22 protein-coding genes and 1 pseudogene are annotated in these 21,410 nt (G+C 40.9%); 11 read left to right on the top strand and 12 right to left on the bottom strand.

Features of this window, described 5'->3' with window-relative positions; genetic code table 11:
* Positions 1-29: 29 nt before the first annotated feature.
* Positions 30-272 carry a DUF3134 domain-containing protein gene (locus tag RMY27_RS12170; protein WP_094349539.1) on the bottom strand — a complete coding sequence of 81 codons (243 nt, stop codon included), beginning with the start codon at positions 270-272 and terminating at the stop codon, positions 30-32.
* A gap of 244 nt (positions 273-516) precedes the next feature.
* On the opposite strand from RMY27_RS12170, the gene RMY27_RS12175 reads away from it, so the two are divergent.
* The 5 genes from RMY27_RS12175 to mdh all read left to right on the top strand — a co-directional run bounded on the left by RMY27_RS12175 (position 517) and on the right by mdh (position 4,168).
* Positions 517-1,101: a PAP/fibrillin family protein gene (locus tag RMY27_RS12175; RefSeq protein WP_322663469.1), complete on the top strand. Its 585-nt coding sequence runs from the start codon at positions 517-519 to the stop codon at positions 1,099-1,101.
* A gap of 331 nt (positions 1,102-1,432) precedes the next feature.
* Complete coding sequence (locus tag RMY27_RS12180; protein ID WP_229451189.1) at positions 1,433-1,648, top strand: photosystem I reaction center subunit IV; 216 nt, start codon at positions 1,433-1,435, stop codon at positions 1,646-1,648.
* Positions 1,649-1,899: 251 nt separating this feature from the next.
* Positions 1,900-2,790 carry a DNA-formamidopyrimidine glycosylase gene (locus RMY27_RS12185; RefSeq protein WP_322663472.1) on the top strand — a complete coding sequence of 297 codons (891 nt, stop codon included), beginning with the start codon at positions 1,900-1,902 and terminating at the stop codon, positions 2,788-2,790.
* A gap of 86 nt (positions 2,791-2,876) precedes the next feature.
* Positions 2,877-3,092 carry an NAD(P)H-quinone oxidoreductase subunit O gene (locus RMY27_RS12190; RefSeq protein WP_322663474.1) on the top strand — a complete coding sequence of 72 codons (216 nt, stop codon included), beginning with the start codon at positions 2,877-2,879 and terminating at the stop codon, positions 3,090-3,092.
* A gap of 86 nt (positions 3,093-3,178) precedes the next feature.
* Positions 3,179-4,168, top strand: coding sequence for a malate dehydrogenase (mdh, locus tag RMY27_RS12195; protein ID WP_322663476.1), 990 nt, complete (start codon positions 3,179-3,181; stop codon positions 4,166-4,168).
* Positions 4,169-4,366: 198 nt separating this feature from the next.
* Here the strand turns inward: mdh and RMY27_RS12200 are convergent, their stop codons facing one another.
* A complete protein-coding gene (locus tag RMY27_RS12200) occupies positions 4,367-4,759 on the bottom strand; it encodes a translation initiation factor (protein ID WP_322663478.1) in 393 nt (130 codons plus the stop codon).
* Positions 4,760-4,854: 95 nt separating this feature from the next.
* Positions 4,855-5,349: a hypothetical protein gene (locus tag RMY27_RS12205; protein ID WP_322663480.1), complete on the bottom strand. Its 495-nt coding sequence runs from the start codon at positions 5,347-5,349 to the stop codon at positions 4,855-4,857.
* A 339-nt stretch (positions 5,350-5,688) separates the two neighbouring features.
* On the opposite strand from RMY27_RS12205, the gene RMY27_RS12210 reads away from it, so the two are divergent.
* From RMY27_RS12210 to RMY27_RS12220, 3 genes are read left to right on the top strand one after another with little or no spacing between them, the layout of a single operon-like run.
* On the top strand, positions 5,689-6,357 hold the full coding sequence (locus tag RMY27_RS12210; RefSeq protein WP_322663483.1) for a hypothetical protein: 669 nt from the start codon (positions 5,689-5,691) through the stop codon (positions 6,355-6,357).
* Between the two features lie 38 nt (positions 6,358-6,395).
* On the top strand, positions 6,396-8,381 hold the full coding sequence (locus tag RMY27_RS12215; RefSeq protein ID WP_322663485.1) for a hypothetical protein: 1,986 nt from the start codon (positions 6,396-6,398) through the stop codon (positions 8,379-8,381).
* Between the two features lie 10 nt (positions 8,382-8,391).
* A complete protein-coding gene (locus RMY27_RS12220) occupies positions 8,392-9,765 on the top strand; it encodes a DUF1802 family protein (protein ID WP_322663487.1) in 1,374 nt (457 codons plus the stop codon).
* Between the two features lie 261 nt (positions 9,766-10,026).
* Here the strand turns inward: RMY27_RS12220 and RMY27_RS12225 are convergent.
* A pseudogene (locus RMY27_RS12225) lies at positions 10,027-10,389 on the bottom strand (aspartyl protease).
* Complete coding sequence (locus tag RMY27_RS12230) at positions 10,386-10,703, bottom strand: hypothetical protein (protein ID WP_322663489.1); 318 nt, start codon at positions 10,701-10,703, stop codon at positions 10,386-10,388. Before RMY27_RS12230 ends, RMY27_RS12225 begins: the two are co-directional and overlap by 4 nt.
* A 721-nt stretch (positions 10,704-11,424) precedes the next feature.
* Here RMY27_RS12230 and RMY27_RS12235 point away from each other — a divergent pair.
* Entirely contained in the window at positions 11,425-12,084 is a 660-nt protein-coding gene (locus RMY27_RS12235) for a Nif11-like leader peptide family natural product precursor (RefSeq protein WP_322663491.1), read from the top strand.
* A gap of 231 nt (positions 12,085-12,315) precedes the next feature.
* Here RMY27_RS12235 and RMY27_RS12240 read toward each other — a convergent pair whose 3' ends face one another.
* From RMY27_RS12240 to RMY27_RS12250, 3 genes are all read right to left on the bottom strand, one after another.
* Entirely contained in the window at positions 12,316-13,902 is a 1,587-nt protein-coding gene (locus RMY27_RS12240; RefSeq protein WP_322663493.1) for a glucose-6-phosphate isomerase, read from the bottom strand.
* Positions 13,903-14,198: 296 nt separating this feature from the next.
* On the bottom strand, positions 14,199-14,456 hold the full coding sequence (locus RMY27_RS12245; RefSeq protein ID WP_099102182.1) for a cytotoxic translational repressor of toxin-antitoxin stability system: 258 nt from the start codon (positions 14,454-14,456) through the stop codon (positions 14,199-14,201).
* 253 nt (positions 14,457-14,709) lie between these two features.
* Positions 14,710-14,907, bottom strand: coding sequence for a hypothetical protein (locus RMY27_RS12250; RefSeq protein WP_104907481.1), 198 nt, complete (start codon positions 14,905-14,907; stop codon positions 14,710-14,712).
* A gap of 232 nt (positions 14,908-15,139) precedes the next feature.
* Here RMY27_RS12250 and RMY27_RS12255 point away from each other — a divergent pair, with 232 nt between their 5' ends.
* The gene (locus RMY27_RS12255; protein WP_322663496.1) at positions 15,140-16,273 is read left to right on the top strand and encodes a branched-chain amino acid ABC transporter permease; all 1,134 of its coding nucleotides are present in this window, start codon (positions 15,140-15,142) and stop codon (positions 16,271-16,273) included.
* The gene (locus tag RMY27_RS12260) at positions 16,263-17,045 is read left to right on the top strand and encodes an ABC transporter ATP-binding protein (protein WP_322663497.1); all 783 of its coding nucleotides are present in this window, start codon (positions 16,263-16,265) and stop codon (positions 17,043-17,045) included. Before RMY27_RS12255 ends, RMY27_RS12260 begins: the two co-directional genes overlap by 11 nt.
* A gap of 153 nt (positions 17,046-17,198) precedes the next feature.
* On the opposite strand, the gene RMY27_RS12265 is transcribed toward RMY27_RS12260, so the two are convergent.
* The 4 genes from RMY27_RS12265 to glpX form a co-directional block, all read right to left on the bottom strand.
* Complete coding sequence (locus RMY27_RS12265) at positions 17,199-17,789, bottom strand: Uma2 family endonuclease (RefSeq protein ID WP_322663499.1); 591 nt, start codon at positions 17,787-17,789, stop codon at positions 17,199-17,201.
* A gap of 43 nt (positions 17,790-17,832) precedes the next feature.
* Entirely contained in the window at positions 17,833-18,393 is a 561-nt protein-coding gene (locus RMY27_RS12270; RefSeq protein WP_322663501.1) for a metalloregulator ArsR/SmtB family transcription factor, read from the bottom strand.
* A gap of 99 nt (positions 18,394-18,492) precedes the next feature.
* Positions 18,493-19,779: a glutamyl-tRNA reductase gene (locus RMY27_RS12275; RefSeq protein ID WP_322663503.1), complete on the bottom strand. Its 1,287-nt coding sequence runs from the start codon at positions 19,777-19,779 to the stop codon at positions 18,493-18,495.
* A gap of 240 nt (positions 19,780-20,019) precedes the next feature.
* Positions 20,020-21,057, bottom strand: a complete 1,038-nt coding sequence (glpX, locus tag RMY27_RS12280) for a class II fructose-bisphosphatase (protein ID WP_322663506.1) — start codon at positions 21,055-21,057, stop codon at positions 20,020-20,022.
* Between the last annotated feature and the right edge of the window lie 353 nt (positions 21,058-21,410).

The raw sequence follows: 21,410 nt of genomic DNA on the forward strand, positions 1-21,410 counted from the left end.
GATACTACCAAGTCCCTAGCCTGAAAAGGCTAATTCTCAGCGATTCCTATATCATCATCGTCATCATCATCGAGGTCGTAGCCAATTCCATCATCTACACCCATTAGGGAGTCTATTCCTTCTTCGTCAGCTTGAAAATCCGGTTCGTGAACGTCACGGGCGATGATGCGACCGTTGTTTTGTAACCAGTCCAACAAAGAGGACTCTGGCTTTAGGGGGATGACATCGGCTCTTTGGTTACGAGCTGCTTCACGTAATGGAGAGTTCAACATATCGAGTCAGGACAAGAAAAGGTTTACGTAAGTTGACATTTAGAGTCTATCACTTGACACGGATTAATTTAGTTATCTTTTCAACCCTTTAATTGATAAATCCGCATTCAGATAGAAATTTTTTTATTTAATAAGCATAAGGCTTAGGTCAAGCGATTCTTAGTAATTTTTATGGCTCTACATATATGTCATTAATATCTTGTTTATGCTGATGGAAAGTGAGTGATTTTTGAGGTGACAGGCGATGATGGGAAAAGCGGCTCTTATGGATGCGATCGCTGGTACAAATCGCGGTCTACTGGCGACCGAAGAACAGAAACAGGTTATCTTAGCAGCGATCGCCAATTTAGAAGACTTTAATCCTACACCCCGTCCGGTGGAAGCTAGTAATTTGCTAGATGGCAATTGGCGATTACTATACACCACTAGCAAGGCTCTTTTAAACTTAGACCGTTTCCCTTTATGTAAACTGGGTCAAATCTATCAGTATATCCGGGTAGATACTACCAGTGTTTACAACATAGCTGAGATTTATGGCTTACCTTATTTAGAAGGATTAGTCAGCGTTGCTGCTAAATTTGAGCCAGTTTCAGGTCGGCGTGTCCAAGTGAAATTTGAGCGTTCTATTATCGGCTTACAACGTTTAATAGAATACAATTCTCCGGTAACTTTTATCCAACAAATTGAAGAAGGTAGAAAATTTCCCGGAATTGATGTTGCCATAAACAGTGACAAACAGCAAGGCTGGTTAGATATCACTTATATAGATAACGACCTACGGATCGGCAGAGGTAATGAGGGAAGTGTGTTTGTCTTAACTAAAACATAAGCTTTGACAAAATAGCTATTTGCGAATGACGGTACGCTATAACGTCTACCTTGTCAAGTGGGGTCTAATACCTTTTGCAATTTTGGATATGGTATGTAACTGGGGAGATGAGGGAGCAGGGGGGCAGGGGAGCAGGGAAAGCAGAGAAAGTTGCAGTAAATTTTTCCCCTCTGCCCCTCTGCCCCTCCGCACCTCTGCCTCTTATGCCCCATACCCACTCCTCAATTCAGACAAATAACTTAACAAAGACTCTTGCTGCGACCTTGAGGTTGTAGAGTGAAATCAATTAGCCCTCTAGATTGGCGATTGATAACTAAAAGGGAAAATAATCATGGTTCAACGTGGTTCTAAAGTACGTATTCTCCGCCCTGAATCCTACTGGTTTCAGGATCTAGGAACTGTGGCTTCCATCGACCAAAGCGGCATCAAATACCCTGTAATTGTCCGCTTTGATAAGGTCAATTACTCTGGTATTAATACCAACAACTTTGCCCAGGATGAATTAGTCGAGGTTGAAGCACCAAAGGCTAAAGCACCGAAAAAATAGCAGCAAAGCTACAAGGGGGTTGTTTGATGCGATGATGAAGGGTAGTCTTAAGTCTGAAGTATGAAGTCTGAAAATTTCAGCTCATTCATTCTTTGTCCTAGCCTACTCTAATCTACGAGAGCCGCCCTGCGGGTATTTACGGTTTCTTTTGGGTAGTAATACGAGCCATCTACGGCTATGTAAGTTACTACCCCATCTCTTCTTACTCGATCCCTCAAATAAATCATAATTGCCTGCTTAACTCAGCTTGAATGCCTGAACTGCCTGAAGTTGAAACAGTCCGAAGGGGTCTAAATCAATTGACCCTCAACCAAGAAATTACGGGAGGAGATGTGTTGCTCGATCGCACCATCGCCTACCCGTTTTCTGTTGGTGAGTTTGTTAATGGAATTAAATATAATGCCTACCCCGGAGGGGTTGGCGCAGCCATCACTACTTGGCATCGTCGCGGTAAATATCTGCTTGCCGAACTTTCCTCCCCCTCTTCCACAAGTTGGCTAGGGGTTCATCTGCGAATGACCGGTCAACTATTATGGCTGGATAGAGATGAACCATTACACAAGCATACGCGGGTTAGATTATTCTTTGGGGATCGGCAAGAATTACGTTTTGTTGACCAGCGAACCTTCGGTAAAATATGGTGGGTTCCACCTGGTGTTGCTGTAGAAAGTATTATCACTGGTTTAGCAAAACTGGCAGCAGATCCATTTTCACCCGAATTTACTGTTGAATATCTAGCAAGCAAACTCCAAAACCGCCGCCGTCCAATTAAGACTGCGTTACTGGATCAATCGGTGGTGGCGGGATTAGGTAACATTTATGCTGATGAAGCATTATTTAAGAGTGGAATTTTACCTGAAACCTTGTGTATAGATTTGCAGCTAAAGCAAATTGAACTTTTGCGAACAGCGATAATTCAAGTGTTAGAAACCAGTATTGAGGCTGGTGGTACGACATTTAGTAATTTCTTAAATGTTAAAGGTACTAACGGCAACTATGGTGGTGTAGCCTGGGTTTATAACCGTGCTGGAGAACCCTGTCGAGTTTGTGGTACAGCAATTCAACGGATCAGGTTAGCTGGGCGATCTAGTCATTTTTGCTCCCAGTGTCAAACGTTACGGGGAGTCAGGAGACGCGATTAATCGCGTCTTTACAAGAGTTAGGAGTTCTAACTCGAAACTCTTTTAAAATGCAGGTGAAAGACGTTACAAATTTGAGAGAGGAACTCATGGCAGTCAAAAAAGGAGATATGGTTCGCGCTGTGCGCGAGAAACTAGAAAACAGTCTGGAGGCTAAAGCCAGTGATGCTCGCTTTCCTTCTTATTTGTTTGAAAGCAAGGGCGAAATTGTAGATATTAAAGGTGATTACGCCCTGATTAAGTTTGGGAAAGTGCCAACACCTAATATTTGGTTACGTGTAGATCAACTCGAAGAGTTTAAATAAGTAAAAAGACTTCAGGAGCCAGAATTCAGAATTCAGCATTTATTCTGACTCCTGAATTCTTGTTGATAAAAATGGCATCTTAATTTATGTCTTTTTCCCCTAACTCCCCAATTGTCTGTAATTTACCCCGTGTCACCATCGTAGGTGCGGGTAGGGTTGGCAGTACTTTAGCTCAACGTGTTGCAGAGAAAAACCTGGCAGATGTCGTTTTACTAGATATTATTGCGGGAATGCCTCAAGGTTTGGCGCTGGATTTGATGGAAGCCAGGGGAATTGAAATACATAATCGCCAGATTATTGGCACAAATAATTATGCTGATACATCTGGTTCCCAAATCGTGGTAATTACCGCTGGATTTCCCCGGAAACCAGGGATGAGTCGGGATGATTTGTTGAAAACCAATGCCCAGATTGTGGTGGAAGCGGCAAAAAATGCGATCGCTCATTCTCCCAATGCTATTTTTATTGTCGTCACTAACCCGTTGGATGTGATGACTTATCTAGCTTGGCAAGCAACAGGTTTACCACGCGATCGCATTATGGGTATGGCTGGTGTGTTAGATTCCGCCCGTTTTGAAACCTTCATTGCCCTAGAATTGGGCGTTTTACCTGCCGATGTCAAAGCAATGGTTTTGGGTAGCCACGGTGATTTAATGGTTCCCTTGTCTCGTTATGCTACCGTTAACGGCATTCCCATCACTGAATTGCTAGATGCAGCCACGATTGAACGTTTGGTAGAAAGAACTCGGAACGGTGGCGCAGAAATTGTGGAATTGATGCATACGGGAGGTGCTTTTTTTGCTCCGGCATCGGCTACTAGTGTGATGGTAGAATCGATTTTATTAAATCAGTCGCGGTTGCTTCCTGTGGCGGCGTATCTGCAAGGTGAATACGGTTTAGAAGATGTTGTAATTGGTGTTCCCTGTCGGTTGGGATGCGGTGGAATTGAAAGTATTTTGGAATTGACGCTTACCGATGAAGAAAGAGAGGGTTTGCATACTTCGGCTCAATCTGTGCGTCAAAATATTGAGCGATCACAGGAAATTTTGGGTAATAAAATAGTTCGTAATTTGTAATTCGTAATTTGTAGAAATAGCAACAAAAATAAAAGGCAGTAGGTTCTAATACTACTGCCTTATTCTTTAATTCCGAAATTTATCACCCTATAAATCAAATCTGGAAATGCCTTTCCAATTCTCTTCCCTTCTAAGGAAGAGGCTTTGAATCGTCTCCATTTTTTGCTAGAGAAGGGGGTTGGAGGGTTGGGTTTTGCGTTAGCGACGGTAATCCTGATCTGCGGGGTCGCCATAGGGGTCTTCGCTGGCTGGGCGGACGTCACCAAACTCCCCAGTGTCTGCGGGGTCGCCGTAAGGGTCTTCGCTAGCTGGGCGAACATTGCCGTAAGACGAGATATCTGCGGGATCGCCGTAAGGGTCTTCACTAGCTGGGCGAACATTGCCGTAAGACGAGATATCTGCGGGGTCGCCGTAGGGGTCTTCACTAGCTGGGCGAACATTGCCGTAAGATGCAGGGTCTGCGGGATCGCCGTATGGATCTTCGCTGGCTGGACGTACATTGCGATCGCGGAATTCGGCATCTTGATCGGCTTGATCGCTGTTCGACCCCAAAAGCAAGTCCTTCGCCTTACGGAAAAATTCATCTACCATAATCTGTCTCCTGATTTAAGTTCGTGTTTCCGACGTGCGCGATCGGCGTTATCCTCCGGGAAACCCGCTTTCTTATTTACACACGCTTCGCTGGTCTACAGTGCTGGGGCTGCGGATGAAGTTAGACCAGTGAGATCGCGACCTGTGGCACTCCGGTTATAGCCTTGGAATTCCCGATACTTTTGTGCTTCAGATTCTGGTACTCGAATTCCTTCTGATGGTGGCGTTACCCAGTGAGCGCGATGTTCAGCATCACGGTAGTATACACGCCCATTCTTGGATAGATAATATTTACCTTGCGCTCCTTCTTGGGGAGCATTTTTATGTTGGTTGTACATATAGTAAAGTGCCGCAGCTCCTGCCAAAAGCGCCACTTTTTGCCCTGTACCCAATCCTTTCTTAACTTCGGTTTGACTTGCAGTCTTGCGATCGCTCACTGTTCTACCAACGGTATCATCCACTGGTGGTGGCACATTAGCTTTTTGGGAACCGCCTCCGCAGCTACTCAGTAAGGGAACCATCAACAATGCCGAAAGCAGCACTGCAAATAGACGCGAAACTATTTTACGTTCTTTATATATTGTGTTCATTGGATTTCGTTCTCACCTGTATTTGCTAAAAGCCTTGCTGTTGCAAAAACAAAGTTGGAATTCCTGTTATTTCGCTGGGAATTGAAAAAACACATACCACTCAATTTACAACTGCACAGCTACAGCGTTTCTCTTTCATATTCATGGATTTTCTCAAGTATTACATCCCGCCTTTGAGAGAAATCGTATTCATCCCAAGGAAATATATTGTTGATTTTTTTATGAGTCTATTTAGCTGAAACGCCGAAATCTTCAGCAATTTCTCGGTTATTTTTTCTGCATAAATAACTTAGAAAGATACAGTTACTATGATGCTTTTTGCCAAAAAGTACACTCAATATGACATCAAAAAACACTAGCACTCGTCTTCTTTTGGCTTTGTGGGATTTGGGAGGAATGCAGCAGGAAGTTAAAAAGGGTCAACTCACTAAGCGAATTGTATCCAAAAGTAAAAAGGTAGCAGATTATCAGGGCATATTCGAGGAATTACAGAAGCAGGGTGCGATCGCAATTTCCAAAAAGGGATATTCTCTGACATCTGGCAAGGGTTTAGAGGTATTGGGTGAGGGTTTGAGAAGTAGCGAGTTTAAGTTTGAAGGGACGATTGTCGGTACTTGGGCGGCGAATGCGTTGGTGAAGTGGATTAGTCAGATTGATGTTGCGGTAGTTGGTGCAGATGTACTAGTTAATGGGAAAGGTGCGTTAGCGAAGCTTTCGGAAGGAATCGCATCTTACGACGAGTTTAAGTCAGTGGCGTTGGAAGTCTACGACAAGCTGAACTATGAGTACAACTTTAATAATCTAGTGCCAATTTATCGCATTAGAAGAGGAATTGGCGATCGCGTTAGTCGTACAGAGTTTAATGATTGGCTGCTAGAAATGCAAGCTAACGATATTTTGCAACTACAAGGTGGAACTGTAGAAGATAATGCAAGCGACAAAATAGAAGATTCTATTACTACAGAACTCAATGGATTACGCTGCTACTCAAAACGCCTGAAATCTTAAACTTTCTTAAAATATTTACTCATAAACCTCACACTCTGATGATTAATAGCACATCTACCATTGACGAATTAATTCAAAAGCAAAACCCATTTGCAGGGCATCTTATTGTTAAACCACAGCAAATATGGGGAAAAAGTTTTCCTGATGTATCTTCAATTAATGCTCATGCCTCTAGTGCAGTATTTGACGCACTTGACAAAATACAAAAAGGGCAGCGTACAACTGTAGGTATAACTATTGTAGCCGAAAGAGGGCTAGGTAAAAGCCATATTATTAGTCGAATTCGCCATCATTTGCAGGCGGAAAATAATAGTTTATTTATTTACATGAGTAAATATGATAACTTAAATCAAATCAAATATGAATTTTTACAAAGTGTTGCCTCTAGCCTCAGAGCATTTGGTAGTCAAAAGGTAATGCAGTGGCAAGAAATCGCAGCTGCTTTAATTAACGAAGCGAAGCAATGGAACTACACACCACAACAGTATATTAGCCAATATCCAACTTGGTTAAATAAATATTCAATTAACTTTGTTGAACAATTTACAAAACTAGTTTTGCCACTTAAACCTGAAATTAGCAACCCTTACATAATTAAAGCAATTTTGTGGACACTTTCTCCAGTCCATGTTAATTATGCAAATCGCTGGCTATCTGGTTTAGAACTAACACAGGAAGAAGCTGAAGCAATGGGTTTGCCAAATCCAACAAAAGAGGATAGAGAGACTGAATCTTTACGTAATATTCGGCAGATTCTAGATATCACTAGCCATTATAGAATTCCAGTATTTTGCTTTGATGAATTAGATAATGCAGACGTTGCAGAAAATGGTTTGACAACAGCACAAGTTATTGCAAGCTTAATTAAGGATTTATATAACAATCTAAAAAGAGGTGTTTTCCTGTCGGCTATGTATCCTGAGACTTGGAATGAGCAAATCAGACTTTTACCACAAGCTGAGGCGGTCATTGATAGATTAGTAAGTGAACAAGCTGATAGACAACCAATTGAGTTAAAATATCTCAATTCTGATGATATTATTGCTCTTGTTAAAGGATGGCTACAGGATTTTTATCAAGAACATCAACAGACTCCACCTTATGTTCTTTACCCATTTGATGAAAATAAGCTTAGGCAACGAGGTAAAGAGAAACCTACTGTTAGGTCAATTTTAAAATGGTGTGCAGAGAATTTTCTGCCAATTGAGTACATTAATAATAGTGATATTCCAAAGGAGGAAGATATTGTTGAGAAAAATCAAATAGATTATGATAATAAGTTTGCTGAAAACAATAAAAAAAATACAGGACAACAAGTTAATGTCTCTCTTGTTGAAATATACTTTCATCAAGAGTTAGCAGATGTGAATGAAAATATTGATGAACTCTTAGAAGATGAAGTATCAATTTCTAAAGCTCTTCGTCTTTGCATCTATAGTTTAATGGGGCAAACTTTAGAGGGAGTAAGAATCGAATCGATTGAAGAAGTAGAGCCTAGCGCAGCAAATAATGGCTTTATGGATTTCAAAATTATCGGCAAAAATATTGGCAATAATAGGAAGGTGAGGATTGGAGTAGATGTAGTTCAGCAAGATCGCAACGTTATCGGTGCTGCCTTGGGACGGCTGATTGACTACGAAACATTTAACTTAACTCGTGGTTGCTTAGTTCGCACAAACGTTATTAGCCCAGTTGCAGCAGTAGCTAGAGAGCGATTGGGAATACTGTTGAATAAAAAAAAGGGAAAATGGGTAGCTCTACAAAGCGAAGATATTCAACCTCTTTTAGCTATTTTATGGGTTTACTGGGGCAGCGAAAATTATGGAATTAAAGAGGAAAAAGAGATTTTAGATTTTCAAGAACAGGTTTTAGACTTTATTAAGCAGCGAAAAATAGCAATCAATAATCCTCTTATTAGAGAAATCATCAGCCCTCCTACTTATGATAATTTGGTTGATAATGAATTTCCTATTTCAATTCCTAAGTCCATTCCTACTACTGATAATATCGACCCAAATATATAGCTAACTAGAAATGAATCAGCAGTTTTCAATTCCAACAGGGCTATGTTTACCCATCCCTGATATTGAAGCTTTAATACAGGGACGAACAATTGCAGCTTTACCCAGGATTTTTATTCGTCCTGGGCAAAGATTTGCACTTTATCCTGCTGACTCTTCAGTTTCAATTAAAGCTTGGGCTAAATGTGAGCTTTGCCAAATTCTAGACGAGACTAAGCCATTAGATATTTTGTCTAAATTAACAATATGGACACCAAATATATTAAAGGAGATACTACAAAAACAACAATATCTTTTCCTGGCTTACTTGCGTGTCCATCAGTTACCTCAGTTACAAGAAATATCAGTCAATCCCAACATTCAGGAAAAGCTAGGGAAATTTGTTAGTTTACCTAATTCTCTAACTGTTTCTGAAGACAAGCCGATATTAAACGATCGCACCTTCGCCCAACGTAAACACCAATTAGAAAAGCTAGAACCCCCGCTAAATCCTGAATTGGAAGAATTGCAGAGTGCGATCGCATCCCTAGCCATTAGCCAACCAGCAGCTAAACAATTAGACGACGATATAAAAATATTCTTAGGTTGGAGTAGCAATCAACCAACAAACACATTAGATTTAGACTTAGCTTGGATTCAGAAAATTGCTAAAATTGGGAACTCTAGCGACGGACATACATTTGAAAAATTGGTTCGTAGAGGATTACTAAAATTAGGCTTTACAGGTTCAGGCTTAAATCCAGATGCAACGGGTGGCGCAGGAGGCATGGATTTTTACACTGAACAACCTTATCCAATAGTAGGAGAGTGCAAAGCAACTAAAACTGAAAAAGTTACTGATGGTACACCTGCACAGTTACTGAAAATAGGTATGAACCATCTTGGTAAATTTCAGTATGACAATTCTATTAAATTAATTATAGCCGCCGGAGAACTAAATTTTTACGCCTTAAGAACAGCTACCGAAAATCAAATGAATGTTATTAGTCCGGAAACTCTACAAAAACTAATCGAACTGCAAACACACTACAAAAACTCTATCAACTTATTAGAACTAAAAGAGTGTTTGCAACAAGCTCCTTTTGGTTTAGCTGAAGATAAACTTAATACTTATATTAATAAAGTTGAACAATCTATAAGGTTGCGATCGCACATTATCCAGCTTGTCAAAAACTATTTAAAAAACTCAGGTATAGAATCTGCTGGTGTTGAATCTCTACATGGTGCGTATTTTGGCTCAAATCCGCCACAGCCAATAAAAACACCAGAAATGCACGAAATTTTGATTGAACTTTCCTCACCTTTAACAGGCTATTTAGGGCGAATTAAAGGTAGTGATTGGAATAGCGATCGCTTTTACTTTCTCCGCGATTTACCTATTAACTAAATATAGTAAAATATATCTCTTTTTTTACCTTCGCGCTCTTTGCGTCCTTCTCTAATGAGACACTGCGCATAGCTTGCTTCTCCGTAGGAGTATGCGGTTCGTTTAAAAATAAATGAAGTAAATAAGCGTAGCCAGCCGTAGACATCGCTTTTAGCTTATAGGTGATTTACCCGTTAACTAAAGATAGTGAAATAATTTTATTTTTTTACTTATGCTTTATCTGGGTATGTGCTATTCATTTAAAAATAACTGCGATCGCAATTATCCTAAAGTTAATATACCAGCCTGGTAATTCACCACCAACGGCAGAATTTTTAGCCATTCTGAACCTAACAATACTTCCGTCATTTCATTGCCCACATAAACGTTAATTTCATACTCTTGTTCGTTTAATATCACCTTGCCTAAATAAATATCAAATCTTGATTCCCCCTTAGCAGTTTGTAGAGATTCCTCACCGATATAAAACCAGTCTAGACCCTCTAAATCTTATTTGTTAATAGCGAGAAAGCCTGGAAAACCAGTATCCAACATAGCATCTACAGGCAAATCTAATCCATCAGATGTAATCAAATCAATTTCAAAAAATAGTTGCCCATTATCTCCAAAGTCCCCCTGAATCATATTGTGCCAGTTGTTCCCGTTTCATTTAAACAGAATACACAATGTCTACTATTTGAGTATTTTTCAAGGGATTTTTTATGAGCTTGCATTTTATCCATATCAATTAAGTAATCACCACTATTTGGCTCTACTGCAATATACCAGCCGTAGTGTTCCTTAATCAAATCGGGACGTACACGTTCAAAAATTTCGCGACAGCGATGATAAAATGCCTCATCTTCAGCTTTGCGTCTCGCAAGTTCTTCTGGTGCTAAAGTACGTTCTGGAAAGATTCTGCCTCTACGTGCAGGTTGTTTTGCTGTTGATTCAGTCATAGTAATTAACCCCATTGATTAATGCCGTCTTAACTTTATTTTACAGGAATATAAAGGCGATCGCTTTTACTTTCTCTGCAATTTACTTATTAACTAAAGATAGTACAATCTATCTCTTTCTTTTCTTCTCTCTGCGTCTCAGTGGTTCATTTAAAAATAACTGAAGTGCGATCGCGATTCCATTTATCTCAAAGTTAATATACCAGCCTGATAAATCACTAACTCCATTTTGTTATGCTGCCTTAACTTTATTTTAGAGGAAGACAAAGGCGATCGCTTTTACTTGCTATGTAATATAACTAAAACTTTAAGTAATAAAATATACTTTTAGTTTACTTTTGTGCCTCTCGACAATACGCTATACTTAGCTTTCTTCTCCGTAGTAATATGCGGTTCGTTTCAAAATAACTAAAGTACAGATTGCTTTACAATTAATTACTTCATGAATAATTAATATTATCTATTGACTTAATTTTATTTTATGAGAAGCAATAAAAATCTTAGTTGCATCCCACCACAAGGCATCGCAGTCTTTCATGTTTTTCTCAGTAACTACTATTTATAGTTACAAACTTTACAAAAAATTCATACTTAGTCACTGTGTACTTTGATTTACATAACATGAAGGCTTAGTACTGTCGAAGAAACACATTATACTTACTACACTGGTATTCATTAATCACAAATCCCTAAAAATTTGAAACATTAGGCAAGATGACCCATGTATTATCAAATTTGGAATTTCTTTCTTAAAGAAGATAAATACATTTATTGGAAAGAAAAAATAAAAGTTAACAAAAACTTTGACAAAGTGACATGGCAAAAGATTATTGATTTCTTGTCATTAGTAGAGCAAACTTTCCAGTTAAAAAGTCAACTAGCAGAAACCGATAGCCTTGAACCGTTTCTCAAGCTAGCAAGAGAAAACGGTTACAATCTGACCGCAGAAGAACTCGCCTGGTTTCTAGTTACAAGAAGACAGATTTGGGATCTTTTTGATATTGCCCAAAAAACGCCATCTCTCAAAGAAGAATTACTAATAGCTAAAGAGCCACAACAGTTCATCGATATCGCTGCCGAAAATGGTTATTACTTTTCTGTAGATGAGTTAGCTTGGCTATTAATTGACATCAAATCCTCGTCAGATTTAGTATCTATTAACAACAGCGTTGGTGAGATTCTCACGGTATCAAGCTACGGCAGAATTGAAACAGGATACTGGATTTGGCTAGCAGAACACTGGGGAATTGTGCCACCATTTTGTCATCGGGATAAACCCAGCACTTTCTTATGTCAAAATCTCAACAATCCTTTTTTACCCGATCGCTGTTTTTTACCCAAGAGTTACTTTAATCAACGCCTGATGGCAATTCATAATTAAAATAATTCGTAATTAGGTAAAGTAAGAGAAAAAGCAATACTTAGACGAAACGGTATTGAGTGATAAAACTTAATTACGAATTACGAACTTGTACTGAGCGTAGCCGAAGTATTACGAATTATACAGTGAAGCATCCTAGACAGAAGATATATCTTCTATTTAGGATGCTTCACAATAAAAAATTGTTGAGACAACAATTCTGGACAAAATCTGAGATTTAGATTAAAGCTATCAGCTAGCAGAAACGGTCAAACTACCGGGTTTCTGAAGATTGCCTTGTAAAATCACACCTCGTTGATTGGCATGAATGTGACGCAAAATCTTGTAAATTGCCTCAACTTGGTCTGATGCGCCTGCCTTCTCGGCGAGTTCGTCAAGAGAAAGGGGAGTTTTTTCTTTTTGTAGTACTGCTACCACTCGTGTTTGCAAATCGAGAATAGAGGCGGCAGCTTTTTTGCCAGCTTCTACACCTGGTTGATGGTAGGCGTTGACGTTGACTAAGCTAGCGTATAAACCAACAGCACGTTCATACAAAGCAATTAATGCCCCTACAGTTCGGGGGTTAACTTGAGGAATCGTGACTGTAATGGAATCGCGGTGATTTTCATAAAGCGCTTGTCGGGTTCCTTGGAGAAAACCAGAAAGATAATCGCCTGATGTAACTCCAGGATCTATTTCAGTGGACGGGCCGTGACGATCTTCCAACACTTCGATGAAGGTAGCAAAGAAATTCGCTACACCCTCGCGTAACTGCTGGACGTAAGCGTGTTGATCTGTTGAGCCTTTGTTGCCATAAACAGCGATACCTTGATGGACTACATTGCCGTCTAAGTCTTTTTCCTTGCCCAAGGATTCCATCACCAGCTGTTGCAAATAGCGACTGAATAAAAATAAGCTGTCCTTGTAAGGTAGAACAACCATATCTTTTTCGCCCTTTCCGTTACCTGCAAAGTACCAAGACAAAGCAAGCAAGGCTGCTGGGTTATTTTTCACATCTGGGACGCGGGTAGCGTCATCCATCTCTTTGGCGCCATCTAGCATAGCGCGAACATCAATGCCTTGTAATGCCGCTGGTACTAGCCCTACAGCAGACATTTCTGAGGTGCGTCCTCCTACCCAGTCATACATCGGAAATCTCGCCAGCCAACCTTCATCTTTGGCTAGCTTATCGAGGTTGCTATCAACACTGGTAATAGCTACCGCATATTGAGCAAACTCCAAATTGTGTCCGGCGTAAGCTTTTTTAACTTCAATCATGCCGTTGCGCGGTTCCGGTGTTCCCCCAGATTTGGAGATCACCAATACCAAAGTGCTGGCGAGGCTATTTCGTAGATGATTGAGAACGCGATCGATACCTGCGGGATCGTTGTTATCGATAAAGTGAAGTTTCAGCGGCGGGAAATCAGGAGCGAGAGCTTCCGCAACGAATTGGGGGCCGAGAGCGGAACCACCAATACCAATGGAGATAATATCCGTGAAGCGGCTTGCTCTAGGAGGATGAATAGCACCTGTTTGGACTTTTTCCGCAAAGGCTTCGATTTGTTCTAAGGTTTGAACTATTTCTTGTGTAAGTTCTGGAGCTGGCGCTAAATCAGGATTTCGCAGCCAGTAGTGTCCAACCATGCGGTTCTCGTCAGGATTTGCGATCGCACCCTTCTCTAGTTGAGCCATATCCGCAAACGCCTTGTCAAACTTCGGCTGCAACGATTCCACGAAGGCATCATCGAACCGCATCCGACTTATGTCTAAGTACAGTCCCAATCCCTCGTGGAAATATAACCAGTTTTGGTATCGTTGCCAAAGTGCCCTAGCATCCATAGGGAAATCTCAAATAAAGTGTTTTTCAAAAACCAGTTTAATGTAAGGTTATAGCGATCCCTGCCTAGCCTTATACAGTTTACAGTTTTCAGTGTTCCTTTGACCGTGCCAATTTTAGATTTTAGATTTTAGATACTTCGACTCCGCTCAGTACAAGTTTTAGGTTAAAATTTATTTCGGTTGATGCTCCGCACTTCTTTACTAGACGCTACCGCGAACGTGCCAAGAAAGCGAACGTGGGTGGAACAAATCCAAAATCCGCAATTCCAAAATTCAAAATTGATTGACTCTTGACTTTAAACATCGGGCATAGGGATGACACGCAAAAATTTCACAATTTCACCTCTAATTTCTATACCAATCAGATAATTGTCTAGGGTGAAGCGGTGAAAAATGCCTTCACTATCAAGCTGTCGCAGTTCTTTTAAATCAGTCAACTGCCACTTTTGGGCTAACTCAATAAAAACAAAATCATGCACCCGCTCGTAGGCGGCAGGTTCTAAATTCTTCAGGTCTAGCAAAAAAGACCTGGCATAGCGCATTTCCAGACTCACTGGGCGTTACCTTCACCAAAACTTGAGGGGCCAAAGAGTGCTGAGTTGAAAGTGCTGAGTGCTGAGTCAAGAACCAGTACTAAGACTTACAATTCAGTATATGGATCTAAATCCTCTGACTTTAGTTCTAAATAATAAATAAATTTCTTCCTAATCCTAACTAATCCCTTAGTTTTAACTATGGGCTACTACTGGGCACTCAGCACTCAGCACTCAGCACTCAGCACTCAGCACTACTAAAAGCGCTGCTGAATCAGAAAAACATCAACAGTCTTACCGCTTCTTCATGGGTTAAGATATCCCACGGTTGCTGCGATCGCTTGACTTTTTGTATCGCTTTGAGCATATAAAAGTCATAATGTAAAGCTTCGAGAACATTCCAAATGTCTTGCAAATCGTCATCGCCTAACTGCTCGATTAAGTGATGCATTCTAAGTCGCAGCAGATTCATACGTCAATTATTCCCTACCACCAAACACCAACAATAAATAGTATTCCCATAAAATTAGCTACGCTCAAGCTACGCTAAAATTTATTCGCCCAGCGCGGGGGGCAGAGGGGCAGGGGAGCAGGGGAGATGAGGGGACAAGGAGATAAACAAAACTTTTAACTCCTAACTCAGCACTCAGCACTCCTAACGCCCAATGCCCAATGCCCAATTCCCAATTCCCAAATAATTTAATATGGTTGACTATCTCATTTTCTTAGCAATTTCTACAGCACTTTTTGCTTTATTCGCACTAGGACTGAATTTACAGTGGGGCTTTACGGGATTAATTAACTTTGGTCATATTGCTTTCATGACTCTGGGAGCGTATACAACGGTATTGTTAAGCTTAAAGGGCGTACCCCTACTTATATCAGCACTGGCTGGGGCAATTGTCGCAGCCTTATTGGGTTTGATAATTGGTTTTGTAACTCTCCGCTTACGAGAAGATTATCTAGGAATTGTCACCATTGGTACGGGCGAATTAATTCGTTTGGTGGTGAATAATCAGGAATTACCTGTGGGTGACACTTGGATTTCTGGGGCGTTTGGTGTGCAAAGTTATCCCATACCTCTATCCACAGAACCAAGTTTGTTTGTCAGATTAATAATGATTGGGCTTTTAACGCTGCTGGCTGCCGTAACTTTCTTTTCTTTGTGGCAATGGATTCGCACCACTCAAATATCTCGGACTACTGATTTGGGCAAAAGGACGACTAGCAAGCAAGAATTTGCATCGCGCTTGGGTGTGGGAATTGTGTTAGCAATTTTGGCGACAGCGATTTATATTTCTGGGGTAATCGGACTGTATAACTACAACCCAAAAGCGGGTTTAATGCTGGTGTTGCTGCTGGTTTTAGCATTTGTATACTGGCGTTTAGAAATTTTGGTGCGATCGCCTTGGGGTAGAATTCTCAAAGCTATCCGCGAAGATGAAGAAATTCCCAAAGCGCTGGGAAAAAATGTTTTTTGGTATAAATTACAATCTCTCATGTTAGGCGGTGCGATCGCGGGTATCGCTGGTGCTTTCTTTGCTTGGCAACTCAGCGCCATTTACCCTGATAATTTTCAACCCCAGATCACTTTTGACACTTGGATTATGGTGATTTTAGGCGGTTCTGGGAATAATGTCGGCACAATCGTAGGTGCGGTAATTTTCTTTGCTTACGATGCGTTAACGCGAGAAGTCTTACCCAGAATCGTTTCCCTTGATGAGGCACGTTTGGGCGCATTTCGGATCATGGTAATCGGACTAATTTTGATGGTGCTGATGATTTGGCGTCCTCAAGGTATCTTAGGGAAAAAAGAGGAACTCACCCTTGGTAAATAACTATTCATCTCCACTTCCCCTTTTGGCAGCCACTGGACTTTCTAAAAGCTTTGGTGGTGTCAAAGCAGTTAATGAGGCCAGAATCGAAGTTGCTAAAGGCAGCATTACGGGCTTGATTGGCCCCAATGGTGCTGGTAAAACTACTTTATTTAATTTACTCTCAAACTTCATCCGCCCAGATAAGGGACGAGTGATTTTTGACGGCGAACCGATTCACAATTTGCAACCATATCAAATCGCCCAGCAGGGAGTAATCCGCACTTTTCAGGTTGCACGGACTCTCTCGCGGTTATCGGTGTTAGAAAATATGCTGCTGGCGGCGCAAAAACAAACGGGCGAAAATTTTTGGCAGGTGCAGTTGCAACCGCACATTGTTGCTAAGGAAGAAAAGCAACTGCAAGAGCGGGCAATGTTCCTGTTAGAATCAGTAGGCTTGGCCAAAAAAGCACACGATTACGCAGGTGGCTTGTCTGGTGGACAACGCAAGCTGCTAGAAATGGGGCGAGCGCTGATGACTAATCCCAAGTTGATTTTGTTGGATGAACCGGCGGCTGGGGTGAATCCGAAACTGATTGATGATATTTGCGATCGCATTATCACTTGGAACCGTCAAGATGGCATGACTTTTCTGATTATTGAACATAATATGGATGTGGTTATGTCCTTGTGCGATCGCGTTTGGGTACTTGCCGAAGGGCAAAATTTAGCTGATGGTACACCCGCAGAAATTCAAACTAATCCCAAAGTTTTAGAAGCTTATTTGGGAAAATAAAGTGTGATTAGCTTTCTGTTTATGCAATGTATTTAGTGATTTGACTTTGGACAAATAAAAGTACATGAATACTGTTACTTATTCAAAGTCAAATTACTGGTTAGAAATTGCTCTGAATCCTCTACTCATTGATTCTGACTTCTGAATTCTTCTTCAATCTTCGTTATTCTCGGCAAAATTGACTTGTTCGTAAAGGTCGCGCAATTCAATTTTAAAATCAACCGTTTGCAGTGATAAAATTGCAGATTCATGTTCAAGTTCAGTGAATGACCATTGACTTTCCGCAGTTTTTACATATTGCATCACATGATACTGATATTGGTCAATTAAAATATATTCCTTGAATTCGGGAATAGAGCGATAATAAAGAAACTTATCGCCTTGGTCATAATTTTTAGTCGATTTAGATAAAACTTCAGCAATTAACATCGGGTTCATAACCGTTGTTGTGCTGGATCCCGTATAAATAGGTTGTCCCTCAATCACCATCACATCAGGATAAGTATGCTGCCGATAACGGGGTATCCACAAACGCACATCACCAATATAAACATCATAATTCTTGCCTCTCAAACCAAACTTCAAATAAGCATAAAAGTTGCCAGCAATTTTATTATGATTTGTAGTGCCACCCGTCATCGGTACAATTTCTCCATCACGGTATTCGCTTTTATATTCTGCTTTTTCTTCAAGTTCTAAATACTCTTCAGGTGTATAAGAAAACTTTTGTGTTTCTAACTGCATAAAAATACAACCTATGATTGTGCGGTTTGCTCATCTTTCATATCTATGTTGTACGCCAATAAACCCCATTCTCTCGCTGCATTAACTTGCAAGCAATGAACTCCCGTCGCAGGGTGGCGCAGTCGGGATGGTAGCGTTTAAGAATGTCATTTACCATGCGTTCAGGGTAGTTGACTCCTATATCAAACTGGTTTGCTAACCACTTGAGAATTACTAGACGCTTTTTGCGACTAGCGGGGATTTCCTTAAGGTATCCACCGTCGAAATAGTTTTTCAACACTTTGCTTTCCCAAGCTTCAGTATCCACATCCTCTATCAAGGATGCTATTTTTTCAGGTGTGAAAATTTCCTTGCTAATGCTTTGCAAAGCCTCACTATCCAATTGATATAGACGGCTATTACCTTCAGGACGCATTGTCACCAAATTTAGCTCTTTAAGTTTCGCTAAATGATGAGATACCGTCGGTTCCTTCAGTTGCAGTAGCGCCGCCAATTCTTCAACGCTGCACTCCTGATTTGCCAGGATACCTACAATCTTCAATCGGCTATCATCCGCCAATGCCTTGAAAAAGCGGAGTAAGATGTTAAATTGCTCTGGTTGCATAACTAACTTCTAATTAGATATCTATCTAATTAGAAGTATATCTAATTGAAAGCTCAGATCCCCAACTTTTCGCAGAAGCCGGGGATTTTGTTGTTAAATTTAACTAAATTGTTCTTCTGCATCGAGGTTGAACAGCATTTGCAGAGTTTGCATACAGCGCCGTCTAGCTTCAACATCTTGCTGCGATCGCAATTGCACCATCGGGTCATGTAAAATTTTATTGACAATTCCCCGTGTTAATGCCTCTATTATTTCTTGATGTTTGTCAGCGAATTCCGAACCCAATCTCGACAAAGCTTTTTCTAACTCTTGTTCGCGGATGGTTTCGACTTTATTTCGCAGACAGCTAATAGTAGTAACAGTTTCCAGACTGCGCCACCAAATATCAAAGGCTTCCACTTCTTCCTCTAAAAGTCGCTCGGCTTCCTGTGCAATCTTCCGACGGCTTTCGTAGTTTTGCGCTACTACTGCCTTCAAATCATCCACATTAAAAGCCTGCACATTTTCCAGTTCATTTACATCCGCATGGACATTACGCGGCACAGAAATATCAAATAACATTAAAGAGCGCTGAACTTCTAAAACCATTTCCAATTTGGCACGGTCAAGTATTGGCTCTGTTGCCGAAGTACTTGTAAATACTAAATCACTATCGGCAATTACGCTCATCATTTCCGATAGCGGATGAATTTTGATCGGTTGTTGAGGGAACAGCTTTGCTAATTCTTGGGCGCGATCGCGAGAGCGATTTACAATACTAATTTCCACAGCACCTTTAGAAATTAGGTGTTGCACCAACAGCCGCGACATTTTACCAGCACCCAAAATTACCACTCGGCAAGCTGCCAAATTTGCCACTTTTAGCTGTGCTAACTCTACAGCTGCCGAACTGATAGAGACAGCGCCAGTACCAATACTAGTTTCAGTGCGAACCCGCTTACCAGCTGTCAGCGCTTGTTTAAATAATCGATTCAAAATGGTTTTTATACCGCTATATTGCTGTCCCAGTTTGTGAGTAGTCTTCACCTGAGCCAGAATTTGACCTTCTCCAAGTACCAGACTATCTAAACCACCTGCTACCCGCATAACGTGCATTACTGCATCATCATGTAGCAGCATAAATAAGTGTTGTCGTAGAGAAAGCACGGGTAATTTACTATATTCCGCAAGAAACTGCGTTACTTCCCGAATACCTTGGTCTGCTTCACTGGCAACAATATAAATTTCTAGGCGGTTACAAGTGCTGAGAATTGCAACTTCGTCAATATGGGGATAGCTGGCCAGTTGAGCGATCGCACTTTCAATTTGTGGTTCTGGAATGCTCAGTTTTTCCCGGACTTCTACTGGGGCTGTTTTATGGCTTAACCCCACCACTGCTATATTCATTTGCTAAATCGTAGTTACTAGTTGGTAGTTGAGAATAGGGCATTGAGTGAGAATAGGGAATGGGGAATTTTTGTTTATTGGTTGATAATTTTTCCAACTAATAAACAATAACTAATCACTAAATACTAACTACTAACTAGTGTAACGATGAAGCATTTGGTTGACTATTTTTCCATTTTATAGAAAGATTTATTTCCTAATGCTTCACCTCTACTTTTACCATTCCCCATTCCCTAAAAATTAGTTCAGTTGGAGAGTCTTGGGTTTACCAAACATGTGAATTGTATCAACAAATCGAGCCGTATTCGATTGGTTGGAAATTACCAAGCTTTGAGTTCTTGCTCCACCGCTGAAGAAACGTACACCTTCCATGAGATTACCACTGGTAATGCCGCAAGCAGCGAACAGTACAGTTTGACCAGATGCCAGTTCATGAGCATCATAGACCTTATCAGGGTCATTGATATTCATAGACTTTAAGCGATCGATGTTGGCTTCTCTGCTTTCTCCAATCAGACCTGTTTTGACTATCGCTGGATCGTAGATTAGTTGACCTTGGAAGTGTCCACCCAAAGCACGCATTGCTGCTGCCGAGATTACACCTTCAGGAGCCGCACCGATACCCATCAGCGCGTGGATATTAGTTCCAGCAAAGCCACAGCTAATGGCTGCACCCACATCACCATCTGAAATTAGAGCGACTCTTGCTCCAGCCTCACGGATTTCTTTAATTAAATCGTTGTGGCGTTCGCGCTTCATGACCACAACTACGAGTTCTTCAATCGAGCGCTCTAGACACTCAGAGAGAATCTTCAGGTTTTCTGTTGCTGACTTGTTGATGTCTACCTTGCCCTTAGCTGCGGGAGGTGCTGCTAACTTTTTCATGTAAAAGTCAGGAGCAGCAAATAATCCACCCTTTTCAGAAATTGCCAAGACAGCCATCGAACCAGGTTGTCCATAAGCTACCAAGTTCGTACCTTCACAGGGGTCAACGGCGATATCAATTTCAACTAGTTCATCAGGGTTACAGAGAGCTTCGGCATTTGGTTGAGTACAAATACCAACTTCTTCCCCGATGTATAACATAGGCGCGTCGTCGCGTTCGCCTTCCCCAATCACAATGCGACCGCGCATATAGATTTTATTCATCCGCTCCCGCATAGCTTCTACAGCTACCTGGTCAGCAATGTTTTTTTCGCCTTTACCCATCCACTTTGCGGATGCGATCGCGGCTTGCTCTACTACTTCAATAATCTCTAACCCAAGTGTATTTTCCACAGAGTCTGCCCTCTCAACTGCTTGAATTTCCGCCGCTTTATCTGGCCATTTCAGTTTTCAAGTCTACCAAAGGGCGGATACACGTGGAAGAAAGTTAAGTTTTACTGCTAACTGGTTACAAAAGTGCCAGTTAACACATCTTTATTTTTTACTCTTAACTACTCCAGTATAAAGCGCGTTTAAAAGTAACTAGGTTAAGAACTTGCACAAATGGGTAGCAGTTTATGTATACAACATTGCTTTTCTTCAGTGTTTATCTTGAGGTATAAAATAATAAAGAAAAAAAAGCTGGTGAATTCACTCAAAACCAAAAAACGAGGCGCAGAGTAGTTAGCTTGTCAAATTAAGAGGTG

This window comes from Nostoc sp. DedQUE09 (assembly GCF_034530915.1).
In the GTDB taxonomy this organism is placed as follows: domain Bacteria; phylum Cyanobacteriota; class Cyanobacteriia; order Cyanobacteriales; family Nostocaceae; genus Nostoc.

Excerpts from the sequence above, each read along its gene's own strand:
- RMY27_RS12170 (WP_094349539.1), bottom strand. The coding sequence starts at position 272 with ATGTTGAACTCTCCATTACGTGAAGCAGCTCGTAACCAAAGAGCCGAT.
- RMY27_RS12175 (WP_322663469.1), top strand. The coding sequence starts at position 517 with ATGATGGGAAAAGCGGCTCTTATGGATGCGATCGCTGGTACAAATCGC.
- RMY27_RS12180 (WP_229451189.1), top strand. The coding sequence starts at position 1,433 with ATGGTTCAACGTGGTTCTAAAGTACGTATTCTCCGCCCTGAATCCTAC.
- RMY27_RS12185 (WP_322663472.1), top strand. The coding sequence starts at position 1,900 with ATGCCTGAACTGCCTGAAGTTGAAACAGTCCGAAGGGGTCTAAATCAA.
- RMY27_RS12190 (WP_322663474.1), top strand. The coding sequence starts at position 2,877 with ATGGCAGTCAAAAAAGGAGATATGGTTCGCGCTGTGCGCGAGAAACTA.
- mdh (WP_322663476.1), top strand. The coding sequence starts at position 3,179 with ATGTCTTTTTCCCCTAACTCCCCAATTGTCTGTAATTTACCCCGTGTC.
- RMY27_RS12200 (WP_322663478.1), bottom strand. The coding sequence starts at position 4,759 with ATGGTAGATGAATTTTTCCGTAAGGCGAAGGACTTGCTTTTGGGGTCG.
- RMY27_RS12205 (WP_322663480.1), bottom strand. The coding sequence starts at position 5,349 with ATGAACACAATATATAAAGAACGTAAAATAGTTTCGCGTCTATTTGCA.
- RMY27_RS12210 (WP_322663483.1), top strand. The coding sequence starts at position 5,689 with ATGACATCAAAAAACACTAGCACTCGTCTTCTTTTGGCTTTGTGGGAT.
- RMY27_RS12215 (WP_322663485.1), top strand. The coding sequence starts at position 6,396 with ATGATTAATAGCACATCTACCATTGACGAATTAATTCAAAAGCAAAAC.
- RMY27_RS12220 (WP_322663487.1), top strand. The coding sequence starts at position 8,392 with ATGAATCAGCAGTTTTCAATTCCAACAGGGCTATGTTTACCCATCCCT.
- RMY27_RS12230 (WP_322663489.1), bottom strand. The coding sequence starts at position 10,703 with ATGACTGAATCAACAGCAAAACAACCTGCACGTAGAGGCAGAATCTTT.
- RMY27_RS12235 (WP_322663491.1), top strand. The coding sequence starts at position 11,425 with ATGTATTATCAAATTTGGAATTTCTTTCTTAAAGAAGATAAATACATT.
- RMY27_RS12240 (WP_322663493.1), bottom strand. The coding sequence starts at position 13,902 with ATGGATGCTAGGGCACTTTGGCAACGATACCAAAACTGGTTATATTTC.
- RMY27_RS12250 (WP_104907481.1), bottom strand. The coding sequence starts at position 14,907 with ATGAATCTGCTGCGACTTAGAATGCATCACTTAATCGAGCAGTTAGGC.
- RMY27_RS12255 (WP_322663496.1), top strand. The coding sequence starts at position 15,140 with ATGGTTGACTATCTCATTTTCTTAGCAATTTCTACAGCACTTTTTGCT.
- RMY27_RS12265 (WP_322663499.1), bottom strand. The coding sequence starts at position 17,789 with ATGCAGTTAGAAACACAAAAGTTTTCTTATACACCTGAAGAGTATTTA.
- RMY27_RS12270 (WP_322663501.1), bottom strand. The coding sequence starts at position 18,393 with ATGCAACCAGAGCAATTTAACATCTTACTCCGCTTTTTCAAGGCATTG.
- RMY27_RS12275 (WP_322663503.1), bottom strand. The coding sequence starts at position 19,779 with ATGAATATAGCAGTGGTGGGGTTAAGCCATAAAACAGCCCCAGTAGAA.